Genomic DNA, 14,126 nt, shown 5'->3' with positions numbered 1-14,126 from the left:
TCCCGTGTAAACCGAAACGCGTCTCGCGGCCCCGGGAAAGAGGCGATCTGTGCTATCGTTGCGCCTCGTCATATTCCCGATGGGCATACGCATGCAGGGGCCTCCGGCAGTGAACTCGTCGATGACCGGGCTGCGTGCCCCGGTCCTGTTTATTCTGTTGCTGACCGGTTTTGCGGCGGCGCTGTTCACGCGCCCGGCCGCGGCGGTGGAGGCGGCCGGGCTTTACCGCATTACGCTGCCGGTCGCCGACCGCAGTCCGGAGACGCGCGATGCGGCTTTCCAGCAGGCGTTGGGCCAGGTTTTGATCAAGGTCTCCGGTAACTCTCAAGTAGTTGCCCAGCCGCCGGTTCAGGAGGCGATGAAGAATTCGGCGAACTATGTCCAGCAGTTTGCCTACCACGAAACCCAGCCCACGTCCGGTGCGGTGGGCGCTGCTGCAGCGGATGCCCCATCCGGTAAGCTCGACTTGCAGGTGCGCTTCGACCCGGTCGCGATCGACCGTTTGCTGAGTTCGAATGGCCTGCCGCTGTGGGGGCGCGAGCGTCCGTTGGTCATTCTCTGGATCGGTGTCAGCCGGGGCAACGGCCGGCGCTTCATTCTCGGCAGCGAAAGCGACTCGCCGCATCCGGCCGCCAGTCAGGCGGTGGAGCAGGCGGCTCGGATACGTGGCCTGCCGATCTTCCTGCCGCTGATGGATCTTCAGGATCAGAGCGCGGTGCGTTTTTCAGACCTGAGCGGCGGCTTCATGGGGCCGGTGTTGCAGGCTTCGGCGCGTTACGATGCGAATGCGGTGCTCGCCGGGGCGGTGCGCCCGAGCGGCGGGCAATGGCGTGGACAATGGCAGCTGGAATTCCGCAATCAGCGGCAGGAATGGGGTTCCGATGGCGCCAGCGAAGCACAGGCGCTGGCCGGCGGTATCGGCGGTGCGGCGGATCGCCTGGCCGCGATGTTGGCGGTTTCAGGTTTGCCGAGTGGCGGTCGGCGGCAGGTCGTGTTCGTGCGGATCGATGGTGTGCAGCAGGTGGCCGCCTTCGCTCGCATCGAGCATCTGCTGGACAAACTGGCGCCGGTCAAGTCTGCACAATTGGTGTCCGCCGACAGCGGCGAGCTGGTTTTTCGCGTGGTGCCGCGTGGCCAGGCGGACGACGTTGCGCGCAACCTGGGCTTGATCAAATGGCTGCAGTCCATGCAGGCGGCGACGGTCGCGCAGCCGGTTGGGAACTCGGCCAAGACGCTGTACTTCCGCTACAATCCATGATGCCGACGACTTCCACTGTGGTTCGCGTTGCGGGTTTTGTGTGTCACTTCGTGCGGAGTGATTGACATGCGCCTGGGCATGCTCTGGTTCGGTCTGGCGGCGTTGGCGCTGGCTGGATTTCTGATCTATCTCCTGTCGCCGATCCTGACACCTTTTCTGGTGGCGGCCCTGCTGGCCTATCTGGGCGATCCTCTGGCCGACAGGCTGGAAGCTTGGCGCCTGCCCAGAACGCTGGCTGTGATTGTGGTGTTCGTGGTCATGGGGCTGATTCTGCTGGGCAGCGTGTTGTTGTTGCTGCCGTTGCTCGAAGGCCAGGTCGCGGCGTTGATCCAGGCCTTGCCCGGATACCTGGCCTGGTTGAACGCGCACGTGCTGCCCTGGCTGCAGTCGCGTCTGGGTATCGATCCCCGCTATCTGGATCTCAACTCGATGGCCCATCTGCTGTCACAGCACTGGCAGCAGGCCGGGGGCTTCGCCGCGCACCTGGCGGATACATTAAGCCGTTCGGGGCTGGTGCTGTTCGGGTGGTTGGCGAATCTGGTACTGATCCCCATCGTAACGTTCTATTTGCTGCGCGATTGGGATCGTCTGGTGGCCTATATAGGGGAATTGCTGCCGACCCGTGTACAGTCTTCCGCTGTCGCGCTGGCGCGCGAGGCCGACGAAGTGCTCGGGGCGTTTCTGCGAGGCCAGTTGTCCGTGATGTTGGCGCTCGGGGTGGTTTATGCGGTGGGTCTGTGGCTGATCGGCCTCAAGCTCGGCATCCTGATCGGCGTGATTGCCGGCGTGGTCAGTTTCGTCCCTTATCTGGGCTTCACGCTGGGCATCGTCGCCGCCGTGGCCGCGATGTTTTTCCAGACCCACGAGCTGCTCGCGCTGTGGCCGGTGCTGGTGGTTTTCGGGGTCGGGCAGGTGCTGGAGAGCGCGGTGTTCACGCCACTGCTGGTGGGCGACCGCATCGGTCTGCATCCGGTCTCCGTGATCTTCGCCGTGTTGGCAGGTGGCCAGTTGTTCGGATTCATCGGCGTGTTGCTGGCGCTGCCGGTGGCGGCGGTGCTGGCGGTGTTTCTGCGTCATCTTCATCGGCGCTACCGGGGCAGCGCGTTTTACCGGGAGCATGATGAGGATGTCTGACCAGTTGGCGCTGAACGTGAGTCTGCGTGCCGACGCGACTTTCGAGACATTCGTGCCGGCGCCGTCGCAGCAGGAACTCGGCGGCGCGCTGCAGGCTTTTGCCTGTGCGCAAGGCAGCGAGCAGCAGTGGTATCTGTGGGGCGCGCCGCAGACCGGTAAGACGCATCTCGCGCAGGCCGCCTGCCATGCTGCGGGTGATGCCGGGGGCGCGGTTGCCTATCTGCCTCTGGCGGAACTCGGTGCGCATGGCGCCGGTTTGCTCGAGGGCATGGACCGGTTGGACCTACTGGTAATCGACGACGTCGACCGGGTGTGGCTGGATTCGGAATGGGCCAGAAGTCTTTTCGGCCTGGTCAACGCGGTGCGGGAGCACGGCGGGAGGCTGCTCTTCACCGCGGCCGAACGGCCAGCGCAGGCGCTTTTGCCGGATTTGCGTTCACGGCTGCTGTGGGGCCCCGTCTACCAGTTGCAGCGTCTGGAAGACGATGGCTTGCAGGTGCTTGCGGGACGGGCGGCGGCCGCGCGCGGCTTCGCGCTCGGCGTCAACGAAGTGCAATACTTGCTGCGCCACGGGCCGCGCGAGCCGCGTGCACTGATCGAGTTGCTGGAGCGGATCGATCAGGCCAGCCTGCGGGCCAAGCGGCGGGTGACCGTACCTTTCATCCGCTCGGTGCTGGTCGCCGACGGCCCTCCTCCTGCGCCTATGGCGCCGGAACGGGTCAAGACAGACGTTTGACGGCCTCCGCCACGCGGCGTCCGAGTGCGCGGCATAGATGTGCTTCGTCTTCGCTGAGCGGCAGCGATCCGTCGGCGCCCGCCTGGTGGCTGGGGCCGTAGGGAGTACCTCCGCTACGGGTGCCGAGCAGGGCTGGTTCCGTGAATGGCAGACCGAGCAACATCATGCCATGGTGCAGCAGCGGCAGCATCATGCTGAGCAGCGTGCTTTCCTGACCGCCGTGCAGGCTCCCGGTGGAAGTAAACACCGCCCCAGGTTTGCCTTCCAGTGCTCCGCTGAGCCATAGGGGCGAAGTCTGGTCGAGGAAGTATTTCAGGGGGGCTGCCATGTTGCCGAAACGCGTGGGGCTGCCCAGGATCAGCGCCGAGCATTCGCGAAGGTCTTCCAGCGAGGCATAGGGTGAGCCGCTGTCCGGGATGCTGTCTGCGACCGCTTCACAGGTGGCCGATACCGGCGGTACCGTGCGCAGTTTGGCGTCGACACCTGCGACTTCCTCCACGCCGCGCGCGATGCGGCGGGCCATCTCGGAGGTGGCGCCACGTCGGCTGTAATAGAGAATCAGGACTTCGTTCTTCACTGGATAAGCTCCAGTACGCTTTCCGGCGGGCGTCCGATGGCGGCGCCGCTGGCGGTTATCACGATAGGACGTTCGATCAGTTTCGGGCGCTGGATCATGGCCAGAACGAGGGTGTCGCGTGTCAGGCCCGGGTCGTCCAGCGCGGCTTCTGTGTACTCGTCCTCCTGGCGGCGCATGAGTTCACGCGGTTCCTTGCCGAGCAGTTCGAGAATGCGCTCAAGCTCCTCCTTGGTCGGCGGAGTCTTGAGGTATTCCACGACTCTGGGCTCGATGCCGTTCTCGCGCAGCAGTTCGAGGGTGGCGCGGGACTTCGAACAACGGGGATTGTGATAGATGACGACTTCGTCGGCAGCGCTCATGGGTTTTTCGGGCCTCTGGTAATCGGTGGGTGATCGAATGCTTGCTTCGCGGCGGTGTGCGGTACATAGTGTAGGGCTAACGATGCGATGCTGGAGTCGTCGTGTATCGCCGCGATATGCCGCACAGGCACAAGCATAACGATTTGGGTTGCCGATGAGAAAATATCGGATCGCTGCCGTTTCGCTGTTGCTGACGCTGCTGGCCGGGTGTGCGACCGCGCCCGTGCAGGAGATGAGCGATGCCAGGCAGGCCTTGCAGGCCGCGCAGCAGGCCGGAGCGCAGCAGGACGCACCACAGGAATTCGCTCGGGCGAAAGCTCTGATGCAGAGTGCAGAGGATCAGCTTGGCGTCGGAGGGTATCAGAGTGCGCGCAAGCTGGCCGAACAGGCCAAGAGCGCTGCACAGCAGGCTCGAGACTGGGCTTTGAAGAAGGAAAATAAAACGCCCTGAGGCCGCAGTGCCAGGGGCTGGGGCGGAGGCTGATTCGCCCGCTATGCGCCGCGGGCTTTCTTGACACTCCCTGGGCCGAATGCTAGTTTCGCCGGGACTATGGATAGATGCCTAGCAGGTGTGACGGCTGCCTTTCCGAAGGCGCTGAAGCTCCATAAATCTCAATGAAAAAACAATCCTTTGGAGTATCACTATGAAGCTCGGTATGACCCGCGTGATTCTTCTTACGGGTGCCGTACTCTCGCTTGGCCTTGCCAGCGGTTGCGCGACCACCTCTCAACAGTCTGCGCCCCCGGCTGCCGAGCAGAACACCGCCGCCAAGGATGCCGCCGCCCAAGCAATCGCAGATGCCAAGGCGGCCTACGCTGAAGCCGAGGCCAAGGGTTATGCCTGGACTACGACGGGGCCGCTTATCGCCAAGGCCGAGAAGGCATTCAAGGCCGGTGACTATCAGAAGGCTACGGAGCTGGCGAACAAGGCCAAGGCCGAGGCCGAGGCCAGCATCAATCAGTATTACCTTGCCAAGGGGTTGGCCAATCTGCAGCAGTTGCAGAAGATGAAGAGCATGATGAACTCCGATCAACTGGCTCAGCTCAAACAGGCCGAGCAGTATTACAGCGAGTCGAAGGGCAAGCCTCTGTACGACCTGACCGAAAAGCTGCTGGCGGAAATGAAGGGCGCCAAGATGAGCAGCTATAGCGTGGTCAAGGGCGACACCTTGTGGGGCATCGCCGGCAAGACCGATATCTACGGCAATCCCTTCGAGTGGCCGCTGATCTACAAGGCGAATGCCGCCAAGATCCACGACCCGGATCTGATCTATCCCGGTCAGGATTTCACCATCAACCGTCAGGCCAGCCAGGCCCAGATCGATGCTGCGATTCATCACGCCAAGACCCGCGGTGCCTGGAAGCTCGGTGAACCGACCTCCAGCGATCTGGATTACCTGATGAGCGGCCCCGCCCAGTAGACACGCGGTTCCGTTGATGCAGGGCTGGGGTAGCACCCGGGAAAAAGGGAGCCGAAAGGCTCCCTTTTTCTTTGCGCAGCGATTCGTGCCATGGCTGCGAGCCATCGCGGACCTGCCGTTTGCGGTCATGCGGCGTTTCGTCGAGGACCGTTGCATGCAGACCGCCGGCAGCCTGACCTTCACTACGCTGCTGTCGCTGGTACCGCTGGTGGCGGTTACGCTCAGTGTGCTCAGCCTGTTTCCGGCCTTCCAGGAGTTGACCGGGGATCTGCGCAACCTGCTCATGGGGCAGTTGATGCCGACTTCCGGGGAGCTGGTGCAGCGCTATCTGCTGCAGTTCAGCGAAAAGGCCTCACGCCTGACCCTGTTCGGATCCTTGTGGCTGCTGGTGACGGCCGTAATGACGCTGGCGACCATCGATCGTGCGCTCAACGGCATCTGGCGTACGCGGCGCCATCGCAATACGGTGATGGTGTTCATGGTGTACTGGGCGCTGCTTACGCTGGGGCCTTTGCTGCTGGGCGCGGCGATCGCCGGTTCGACCTATCTGTATGCGGTCTACAAGGCGCATGTCTACGAGGGAGTGGCGCACTACTCCGACTGGTTGTTGCTGCGCATGATTCCTCTGCTGCTGGAAACAGTGGTTTTCTTCATGCTGTTCGTGCTGGTGCCGCGTGTGCGTGTGCGCGTGCGTGATGCGTTGATCGGCGCGCTGCTGACGGCCGTACTGTTCGAGATCGCAAAACGCGGATTTGCGATGTACGTGTCCCAGTTCAAGAACTACGAGCTGGTCTACGGCGCATTTTCCGCCATACCGATCTTTCTGATCTGGTTGTATCTGTCGTGGCTGATCGTGCTGGTCGGGGCTGAAGTCACGGCCTGCCTCGGCGGCAATTGCCATCGAAGGAATATTGCCGATACGCGGGCCCGGCGTTCGCTGTGGTTGGCGGCGCGCTTGGTCGTGCGCCTCGGTGCGGCGCAGCGCCGAGGCGCTACGCTGCGATTGGCGCAGTTGCGAGCTGCGGAGCCGATCTTCAGCGAGGGGCAGGTCGAAGGCATGCTGCAGCGTTTGGCGACAGCGCATGTGGTGCGTCAGGTGGTTGGGGGCGATTGGGTGCTGGCACGTGACCTGCATTCGCTGAGTCTGAACGAGCTTTACCGTCTGGGTGATTTCGATCTCAATCCGCAGGGTGCGCGAGGTCACGAGAGTGAGGCCTGGGATTCCTGGCTCGAGGCGCGGCTGGGCGAGGTGCAGGCCGATGTGGCCAGCCGTCTCGACGTGCCTCTGAGTGAAATGCTTGCGGCTGAGGAGCGTAGTGGTGACGGTGGAGAGGCTGGCGATGCATGAGGCTATGCGCTGCGTGGTGCGCGGCAGGGTGCAGGGCGTTGCGTTTCGCGCCGCGACTTGTGCCAGAGCTGAAGAGCTTGGCCTGCGGGGTTACGCGCGTAATCTGTCTGATGGTGGAGTGGAGGTCTATGCGCAGGGTGCGGCCGAGGCCTTGGTGGCGTTGCGCCGCTGGCTGACGGAAGGACCTGCATTGGCCCGGGTGGACGGACTCGAATGCGCCGAGGCGCAGCCCGAGTCCGTCAGCGGTTTTTCGATTCGCTATTGACAGGTCGGGATCGTGCGCTCAGCGTCCACAGCGTTCGCGCAGAAACTCGATCAGGCCGTCCAGGCTGACGTTCTGAGCCTTTTCGTCGTGGCGTCCCTTGTACTCCGCCTGACCGGCATCGAGGCCGCGCTCGCCGAGCACGATGCGATGCGGGATGCCGATTAGTTCAAGATCGGCGAACATCACGCCGGGACGTATTTCGCGATCGTCGAACAGCACTTCGAAACCGGCGTCCGCGAGTTGGGCGTAAAGTGCCTCGGCCGCCTCGCGCAGGCGCTGCGACTTGTGCAGATTGATCGGCGCAAGGGCAACCTGAAAGGGTGATATAGGCTCCGGCCAGATAATGCCCCGCTCGTCGTGATTCTGCTCGATGGCAGCAGCCACTACTCGCGAGACGCCTATGCCGTAGCAGCCCATGGTCATGGAAGCGGGTTGGCCCTGTTCGTCGAGTACGCTGGCCTGAAGCTTTTCGCTGTAGTTGCGGCCGAGTTTGAAGATGTGTCCGACCTCAATGCCGCGTACGATGCGCAGCTTGCCGGCGCCGTCGGGGCTGGTATCGCCTTCGCGTACGTTGCGGATGTCGGCGACAGCCGGCAGCGGCAGATCGCGCTCCCAGTTGATGCCGAAATAGTGCACGTGGTCGATGTTGGCGCCACCGGCAAAATCGGCTGCCAATGCGGCGCTGCGATCCACGATGCAGGGCAGTGGCAAACCCAGCGGACCTAGCGAACCGGGACCGGCGCCGATAGCGGCGCGAATTTCGTCTTCCTCGCCGAAGCGCAGCGGACTGGCGACCTCAGGCAGTTTTTCCGCCTTGATTTCATTGAGTTCGTGGTCGCCGCGCAATATCAGGGCGATAAGTCCGCCGCCTACTGCTTCGCTGGCTTGGACGATCAAGGTTTTGAGCGTGCGTTCGACAGGCAGGTCAAACTGCTCGACCAGCGCTTGGATAGTTTTGGCGTTAGGGGTGTCGACCTTGCGCAATTCTTCGTTCGGGGCGGGGCGTTGGGCCTCGTCTGGGATGGCTTCAGCCTGTTCGATGTTGGCTGCGTAGCCGCTTTCATCGCAGTAGGCGATGGGGTCTTCACCAGTGTCGGCGAGGACATGGAATTCATGCGAGGCATTGCCGCCGATGGAGCCGTTGTCGGCTTCCACGGCGCGGAAGTCGAGCCCCAGGCGGCTGAAGATGTTGGTGTAGGCCTGGTACATGCGCTGGTAGGTCTCGTCCAGAGAGGCGTCGTCCAGATGGAAGGAGTAGGCGTCCTTCATGATGAACTCGCGGGCACGCATGACGCCGAAGCGTGGACGGATCTCATCGCGGAACTTGGTCTGGATCTGGTAGAAATTCAGCGGTAACTGCTTGTAGCTGCGCAGCTCGCGCCGCGCGATGTCCGTGATGACCTCTTCATGCGTCGGGCCGAAGCAGAAATCGCGCTCGTGGCGGTCCTTCAGGCGCAGGAGTTCGGGGCCGTATTTGACCCAGCGTTCGGACTCCTGCCACAACTCGGCGGGCTGCACGCACGGCATCATCAGCTCAAGCGCGCCGGCGGCATCCATCTCTTCACGTACGATGTGTTCGACTTTGCGCAATACGCGCAGGCCCAGCGGAAGCCAGGTATACAAGCCGGAGGCGAGGCGCTGGATCAGGCCGGCGCGCAGCATGAGTTGATGACTGACGATCTCGGCTTCGGCCGGAACTTCCTTGAGTGTCCAGAGCGGGAATGCGGATACGCGCATCGTTAGGGTCCTTCAGATCCTGTAGTTGAGGGAGGCAGGCTGTTAGAACGTACCGCCGTCGTAACCCCAGAGATGGCGTTGCGGCGAGGCGAATTCGATATATATGCGTCCGGGCGGTATGTCGGTGTGCCGCCCGAGCAGCTCGGTCAGCGCGGCCGAGAATTCGGCGGTACGTTCTTCGGGCAGCCCCAAACTCTTGAACTCGACATAGGCGAGTGCCGCCGCGGTGCCGCCGAAACGCATGTGTGGGTTATGCGTCAGACGGAGCATGACGTAGTGCTCGGGTTTGCCCAGCAGTTCGGCGACGGTGCCAGAGGCATCGTCGAGAAGCGCCTGGGCGCTTTCCGGAGCGAGCGCCTGATTGGTTTCGATGCTGAGCAGCGGCATGGTCTGGGGCCTGAGTAGTGCGGACAGGCCCTATTTGCAGCGCTGGGCCAGGAAGTCCTGGGTTTGCTTGAGCCATTTGCCGCGTTCGGCATCGTTTAGCCAATGTGTGCTGCCGCCGGGCATTTTCACCCTGATCCTCTGGCCGGATTTCAGCGCCGCCAGATTGGTGCGTGCGGTATTGCAATCCTGCTTGCTGGCCGGAGGAACCTCTTGCTTGATAGGCTGCGGAGCTTTACCGGGAGCCGCCCCTGATGCTGGTTTGGCCGAGCTGTTTGCAGAAGTGGCGCTGGCGCCCGACACCGTGCTGATCGGCGAGTCCGTGACCTTCTGAGCGTTTTTCTGATCAGATGGCGGAAACTGCGAGAAATGGACGACGCCGTCGGCGTCGGTCCAGCGATAGGCCGCCGCATGAGAACTGACGAGGCATGCACCGAGGGTGAGGCCGAGCAGGCTCGCAACAATTGAACTTGGTCTCATTCTCTGAGTCACCTGATGCGATTCCGAGCGTGGATCGAATATTCTGGCGAGTGTAGCAAAGTCCGGGTTCTGGCACTGCCTGTAGTTACCTGGCGAAAGTCGTGGGTTTCGGCTCCGGACTTGACTATAAGAATATTATTAATTTCTAATATGTTCTCTGTCGAGCTAATCTAGACTTTACCGTGGCGATATCGGCAGACGGGAAAACACCAACAAGAAAACGTTTCTCCAGAGGTTTGAAGCATATGCGGGATACGGCAATGAGCCAGCGAACGTTAGCATTGATCGGTCTGCTGGCGCTGCTGGGATGGAGCAGTGCGGCTTTCGCGCAGCAGCAGGTAACGGCTTTGAGCTTCGGTCAGGCTTGGCAGCAGGCCTTGCAGCAGACGCCGGAATTGCTCAAGTCGCGGGCGCAGGTCGCCGAGGCGCAGGGCGCCGTGAAGGCTGCGCGCGGGCATCTACTGCCCAGGTTGCAGGCCTCGCTGACGGGCAGTGGCTCGAACGGCGGGCTCAACGTGTTCGGCATGAAGCTCAACCAGGGCGTGGCCACATTCAATGACTTCGGGGCAGGGCAGTTCAATCCGACGAACCCTTCAAGCCTCTTCATTGCCCCGGACAATCTGAACAACCCGGGTTGGTACCGGAACTACCAGAGTAAGCTGGAACTACAGATTCCGGTATTCAACGGCGGCAAGGTCTGGGGTTATCTGGACAAGGCTCGGGCGTATCTGCGCGCGGCTCGCCAGGGCGATCAGTTTGCGCGTCAGAAGTTGACGCTGCAGGTGCTGGGGGCCTACGAAGGCGTGCGTGCGGCGCAGGCCTTCGTAGGTGTGGCCGCAAAGGCCGAAGCGGCGGCACAGTCGTACGTGGATATTACCGACAAGCTGTATTCCCGCGGAGTAGTTTCGCGTAACGACCAGCTCCGGGCGCAGCTGAATCTGGGTGATGTGCAACTGCGCCGCAGCCAGGCGCAGGCGCATTTGGGCAAAGCCGTGGAGCAGCTTCGCGTGCTGGTGGGAATGCCCGAGGGCAAGCCGTTGAAGGTTGCGCAGTCGCTCAGCGTGAAACTGCCCGATGCGTCGCTGGTGGATCTGCAGCGTCAGGCGCAAGCCGACAATCCGGGGCTCAGAGCGCTGGAGCTTCAGTTGCAGGGCGCGCGGGCCGGCGTGACCGTGGCCCGCGCCGACTATCTGCCGCATTTCAATGTCGTGGTCAGCCGGGAGTGGAACGATCCTTCTTTCGGTATGGGAGGGCGGCCATCCAATACCGTGGCCGGCGTGCTGTCGTGGAATCTGTTCGACTTCGGCGCGCGTAGCGGGGGCCTGGATCAGGCCAATGCCCAGGTCACGCAGCAGATCGCGCAGCTGCGTCAGGCGCGCGACCAGTTGCGTCTGAAGATCGATTCGGCATGGCGTGACGTGCGCCTCGCGCAGCAGCGGGTGCAGGTACGTGAACTGGCGATCACACAGGCCGAGGAGGCCAGACGCCTGGAGCGCCTGCGTTACGAAAAGGGCGTGGCGACCATGACTGAGCTGCTTGCCGCACAGGCCGAACTGGACAAGGCACGCAGCGAGTTGGTCGCGGCACGCTATCAGGAGGTCATGCAGCGCGCGGGTTTGCTGCTGGGACTCGGACGCCTGACGCCGGATGCGATCGTTGCCAGCGCCGGCGGCGTACAGACGCCCTAAATAACGGTATTCATCATAATTGGCTGGAAAATAAGACAATGTTTAAAAGGATTCACGGAGTGTTCATCGCCACGGGCCTCGCCGCGCTGTTGGGCGGTTGCGGCCATTCTTCGCCCCCCGAGCATGCGCAGGCGAGCGCTGGAGAGGTCGCGGCCGAGGTGGAGACTGTTCGGCAGCAGGCGCTGCCGGTGTATGCGACCTTCCCGGGCAGCGTGGTGTCGGCGGACCAGGTGCAGGTGGCCTCGCGTCTGACCGGCTATGTGCGCAAGCTGTATGTGCACGAGGGGCAGACGGTCAAGAAGGGGCAACTCCTGCTGTCTGTCGATCCGACCGACGTCAAGGGCGGTATCGAGCAGGCCCGCGCGGCGGTGAGCAAGGCCGAGGCCGCGCTGGCCGACGCCAAGGCGAACTATGAACGCTATCAGGCGCTGTATGAGCAACATGCGGTGCCGCAGCAGCGCTTCCAGCAGATCGAGATGGCCTACAAGGTCGCGCAGGGCAACTATGTCGCGGCCCAGTCGGTTTTGCGTACGGCACGGTCGCAGTTGAGTTACTCGGATGTGCGTGCGCCTTTCGCCGGAACCGTGGTCGGCAAGTTTATTGATGCCGGACAATTGGCCACGCCTGGTCAGCCGTTGCTGACCTTGCAGAGTTCGGGCCATCTGCAGGTGCAGGTGCAGATCGACTCGCGCGCTTTCGATCATCTGCGCTTCGGTCAGAAGGTCGGGGTTACCTTCGATGGCAGCGATTTCAAGCGACATACGGTTCAGGGCGTGGTCGAGCGTTTGGTCAACGCGGCTGATCCGATGACGCACTCCCACACCGTGAAGATTGGTTTGAGCGACAGTAGTGGTGCGGCCAGCGGCGACTACGCACGCGTGCAGGTTCCGCTCGGCGATCAGCCCGGTATCGTGGTGCCGGCATCGGCGATGCAGCGACGTGCCGGCATCCAGGGGGTGTTCGTCGTGGACAAGAACGGCAGCGCCGAATTCCGCATGGTGCAGGCCGGCGAATCCATGGACGGCGGCGTCGTGGTGCTGGCCGGCCTGGTGCCGGGCGATCGGGTCGTGGTGAGCAGCCAGGGCGAGTTGTACAACGGCGTCCAGATCAAGGGTGACGGAGCATGAGCGCGGAGGACAACGCAACGCCGCTCAATCTTGCCGGGCGGCTCGCCAAAGGTTTCCTTAGCTCCAAGATTACTGCCCTGATCATGCTGGCGCTGACGCTGTTCGGCGCCCTGGCGATCAGCGTGACGCCGCGTCTCTACAACCCCGAGATCGTGGTGCCTGCGGCGTCGATCTTCGTCATGCGGCCGGGCAACACGCCGGAGGAAATCCAGAACACGGTAGTCAAGCCGCTCGAGTCGCTGATGGCCGGCCTGAAGGGCGTGGAGCACACCTACGGCTATGCCGTGAACGACATGGGTGTGGTCACCGTGCAGTTCCAGGTCGGAGCCAACGAGGAGCAGAGCCTGCTGCTGCTTTACAACCAGCTGATGCGCAATATGGACAGCCTGCCGGCGGGTACCATGCAGCCGCTGGTCAAGAGCATCGGCATCACCGACGTGCCGGTGACCACGGTCACGCTGAGTTCGGGCAAGCTCAACGGCATGCAGTTGCGCGAACTGGGACTGCGTTTCCTGGAACAGCTGCGCAGCGTGCCCAATGTGGGTAACAGCTCGGTGATCGGCGGCCAGCAGCGCGCGGTCCGGATCGATATCGATCCGCGCCGCCTGGCCAACGCCGGGCTGAGCCTGGATCAGGTGATCAAGTTGCTCAAGGCGTCCAACGTGGTTATGCCTGCAGGCGATTTGGTGAACAACAACCGCCAGTATGAGCTGCGCGTGAACTCTGCGTTCAGCGGCGTCGAGCAACTAGGCGACGTCATCGTCGGGCAGGCCAATCGCAAGCCGGTGTTCCTCAAGGACGTCGCGACGATTAGGATGGGTCCGCTTCACGATACCCAGTACGCCTCCCTGGCTTTCGGGCCGGCGACCCAGGGGGTACGCGCAGGCGATCCGCGACCCGCGGTGACCCTGGCGATCGGCAAGCGCTCCGGGGCCAATGCGGTCACCGTCGCCAACGGCGTGTTGGATAAGCTGCACCAGCTCGAGCGCGAGGCCCTGCCGCAGGGCGTGCACGTGACCGTCACACGCGACTACGGCAGCCGCGCCGACGATGCGGTGAACACGCTGATGGAGCATCTGGCGATCGCCATCGCCGTGGTGGCCTTCATCCTGCTGTTTTTCCTCGGCTGGCGCGAGGCGATCATCGTCACCCTCACGGTCCCGCTGACGCTGTTCGTGGTGCTGGGCGTCGGCTGGATGGTGGGGCAGACCATCAATCGCATTTCCCTGTTCGCGCTGATCCTGTCGCTGGGCCTGCTGGTGGACGCGGCGATCGTGGTGATCGAGAACATTCACCGTCATTTGCATCACGGCGAGGGCAATAAGGATTTCGGCGCGCTGCTGGTCAACGCCACCAACGAGATCGGCAATCCGACCAATATCGCGACCATCGCGGTCATCCTGGCTTTCGTCCCTATGGCTTTCGTGTCGGGGATGATGGGGCCGTTCATGCGCCCGATCCCGATCAACGTGCCGGTGGCGATGGTCGCTTCGCTGGTGCTGGCCTACATCGTCGTGCCGTGGACTGCGTACCGCTGGCTCAAGGGCAAGGCGCTCAAGTCGCTGGCTGCCGTACCGACGCTGGACGACGAGCCGCAGGCCAAGGACTGGTT

General features: G+C 62.8%; 15 protein-coding genes. 10 read left to right on the top strand and 5 right to left on the bottom strand.

What is annotated here, in order from left to right:
* The first annotated feature begins 109 nt into the window (after positions 1-109).
* The 3 genes from P8014_RS10695 (at position 110) to hda (ending at position 3,128) form a co-directional block, all read left to right on the top strand.
* Positions 110-1,258, top strand: a complete 1,149-nt coding sequence (locus tag P8014_RS10695; protein WP_337817313.1) for a DUF2066 domain-containing protein — start codon at positions 110-112, stop codon at positions 1,256-1,258.
* 66 nt (positions 1,259-1,324) lie between these two features.
* The gene (locus P8014_RS10690) at positions 1,325-2,392 is read left to right on the top strand and encodes an AI-2E family transporter (protein ID WP_337817312.1); all 1,068 of its coding nucleotides are present in this window, start codon (positions 1,325-1,327) and stop codon (positions 2,390-2,392) included.
* A complete protein-coding gene (gene hda / locus P8014_RS10685) occupies positions 2,385-3,128 on the top strand; it encodes a DnaA regulatory inactivator Hda (RefSeq protein ID WP_337817311.1) in 744 nt (247 codons plus the stop codon). Before P8014_RS10690 ends, hda begins: the two co-directional genes overlap by 8 nt.
* Here the strand turns inward: hda and wrbA are convergent.
* Complete coding sequence (wrbA, locus tag P8014_RS10680; protein ID WP_337817310.1) at positions 3,112-3,705, bottom strand: NAD(P)H:quinone oxidoreductase; 594 nt, start codon at positions 3,703-3,705, stop codon at positions 3,112-3,114. The two genes, hda and wrbA, sit on opposite strands and share 17 nt — an antisense overlap.
* On the bottom strand, positions 3,702-4,064 hold the full coding sequence (arsC, locus tag P8014_RS10675; protein ID WP_337817309.1) for an arsenate reductase (glutaredoxin): 363 nt from the start codon (positions 4,062-4,064) through the stop codon (positions 3,702-3,704). Before arsC ends, wrbA begins: the two co-directional genes overlap by 4 nt.
* 154 nt (positions 4,065-4,218) lie before the next feature.
* Between arsC and P8014_RS10670 the strand changes: the two genes are divergently transcribed.
* The 4 genes from P8014_RS10670 (at position 4,219) to P8014_RS10655 (ending at position 7,098) form a co-directional block, all read left to right on the top strand.
* The gene (locus P8014_RS10670) at positions 4,219-4,515 is read left to right on the top strand and encodes a DUF4398 domain-containing protein (protein ID WP_337817308.1); all 297 of its coding nucleotides are present in this window, start codon (positions 4,219-4,221) and stop codon (positions 4,513-4,515) included.
* Between the two features lie 193 nt (positions 4,516-4,708).
* Positions 4,709-5,485, top strand: coding sequence for a LysM peptidoglycan-binding domain-containing protein (locus P8014_RS10665; RefSeq protein WP_337817307.1), 777 nt, complete (start codon positions 4,709-4,711; stop codon positions 5,483-5,485).
* 85 nt (positions 5,486-5,570) lie between these two features.
* Positions 5,571-6,833, top strand: coding sequence for a YihY family inner membrane protein (locus P8014_RS10660; RefSeq protein ID WP_337817306.1), 1,263 nt, complete (start codon positions 5,571-5,573; stop codon positions 6,831-6,833).
* Positions 6,826-7,098: an acylphosphatase gene (locus P8014_RS10655; RefSeq protein ID WP_337817305.1), complete on the top strand. Its 273-nt coding sequence runs from the start codon at positions 6,826-6,828 to the stop codon at positions 7,096-7,098. Before P8014_RS10660 ends, P8014_RS10655 begins: the two co-directional genes overlap by 8 nt.
* A gap of 18 nt (positions 7,099-7,116) precedes the next feature.
* On the opposite strand, the gene P8014_RS10650 is transcribed toward P8014_RS10655, so the two are convergent.
* From P8014_RS10650 to P8014_RS10640, 3 genes are read right to left on the bottom strand one after another with little or no spacing between them, the layout of a single operon-like run.
* A complete protein-coding gene (locus P8014_RS10650; RefSeq protein ID WP_337817304.1) occupies positions 7,117-8,835 on the bottom strand; it encodes a proline--tRNA ligase in 1,719 nt (572 codons plus the stop codon).
* A gap of 42 nt (positions 8,836-8,877) precedes the next feature.
* Positions 8,878-9,222 carry a phenylpyruvate tautomerase MIF-related protein gene (locus P8014_RS10645; protein ID WP_337817303.1) on the bottom strand — a complete coding sequence of 115 codons (345 nt, stop codon included), beginning with the start codon at positions 9,220-9,222 and terminating at the stop codon, positions 8,878-8,880.
* Positions 9,223-9,252: 30 nt separating this feature from the next.
* The gene (locus P8014_RS10640; RefSeq protein WP_337817302.1) at positions 9,253-9,699 is read right to left on the bottom strand and encodes a DUF4124 domain-containing protein; all 447 of its coding nucleotides are present in this window, start codon (positions 9,697-9,699) and stop codon (positions 9,253-9,255) included.
* Positions 9,700-9,959: 260 nt separating this feature from the next.
* Here P8014_RS10640 and P8014_RS10635 point away from each other — a divergent pair, with 260 nt between their 5' ends.
* The 3 genes from P8014_RS10635 to P8014_RS10625 all read left to right on the top strand — a co-directional run.
* Positions 9,960-11,387 (top strand): TolC family protein, encoded by a 1,428-nt coding sequence (locus P8014_RS10635; protein ID WP_337817301.1) that lies wholly within the window; start codon positions 9,960-9,962, stop codon positions 11,385-11,387.
* Positions 11,388-11,446: 59 nt separating this feature from the next.
* Complete coding sequence (locus P8014_RS10630; protein WP_337817300.1) at positions 11,447-12,514, top strand: efflux RND transporter periplasmic adaptor subunit; 1,068 nt, start codon at positions 11,447-11,449, stop codon at positions 12,512-12,514.
* Positions 12,511-14,126 (top strand): efflux RND transporter permease subunit (locus P8014_RS10625; RefSeq protein WP_337817299.1); only part of this gene is annotated, 1,616 nt, incomplete at its 3' end. The genes P8014_RS10630 and P8014_RS10625, both read left to right, overlap by 4 nt.

The organism is Acidihalobacter sp. (assembly GCF_037381185.1).
GTDB lineage: Bacteria > Pseudomonadota > Gammaproteobacteria > DSM-5130 > Acidihalobacteraceae > Acidihalobacter_A.
Note: the sequence above shows the minus strand (reverse complement) of the source record. Positions and strands in the feature narration are given on the sequence as shown.

Excerpts from the sequence above, each read along its gene's own strand:
- P8014_RS10690 (WP_337817312.1), top strand. The coding sequence starts at position 1,325 with ATGCGCCTGGGCATGCTCTGGTTCGGTCTGGCGGCGTTGGCGCTGGCT.
- hda (WP_337817311.1), top strand. The coding sequence starts at position 2,385 with ATGTCTGACCAGTTGGCGCTGAACGTGAGTCTGCGTGCCGACGCGACT.
- arsC (WP_337817309.1), bottom strand. The coding sequence starts at position 4,064 with ATGAGCGCTGCCGACGAAGTCGTCATCTATCACAATCCCCGTTGTTCG.
- P8014_RS10670 (WP_337817308.1), top strand. The coding sequence starts at position 4,219 with ATGAGAAAATATCGGATCGCTGCCGTTTCGCTGTTGCTGACGCTGCTG.
- P8014_RS10665 (WP_337817307.1), top strand. The coding sequence starts at position 4,709 with ATGAAGCTCGGTATGACCCGCGTGATTCTTCTTACGGGTGCCGTACTC.
- P8014_RS10655 (WP_337817305.1), top strand. The coding sequence starts at position 6,826 with ATGCATGAGGCTATGCGCTGCGTGGTGCGCGGCAGGGTGCAGGGCGTT.
- P8014_RS10650 (WP_337817304.1), bottom strand. The coding sequence starts at position 8,835 with ATGCGCGTATCCGCATTCCCGCTCTGGACACTCAAGGAAGTTCCGGCC.
- P8014_RS10645 (WP_337817303.1), bottom strand. The coding sequence starts at position 9,222 with ATGCCGCTGCTCAGCATCGAAACCAATCAGGCGCTCGCTCCGGAAAGC.
- P8014_RS10640 (WP_337817302.1), bottom strand. The coding sequence starts at position 9,699 with ATGAGACCAAGTTCAATTGTTGCGAGCCTGCTCGGCCTCACCCTCGGT.
- P8014_RS10635 (WP_337817301.1), top strand. The coding sequence starts at position 9,960 with ATGAGCCAGCGAACGTTAGCATTGATCGGTCTGCTGGCGCTGCTGGGA.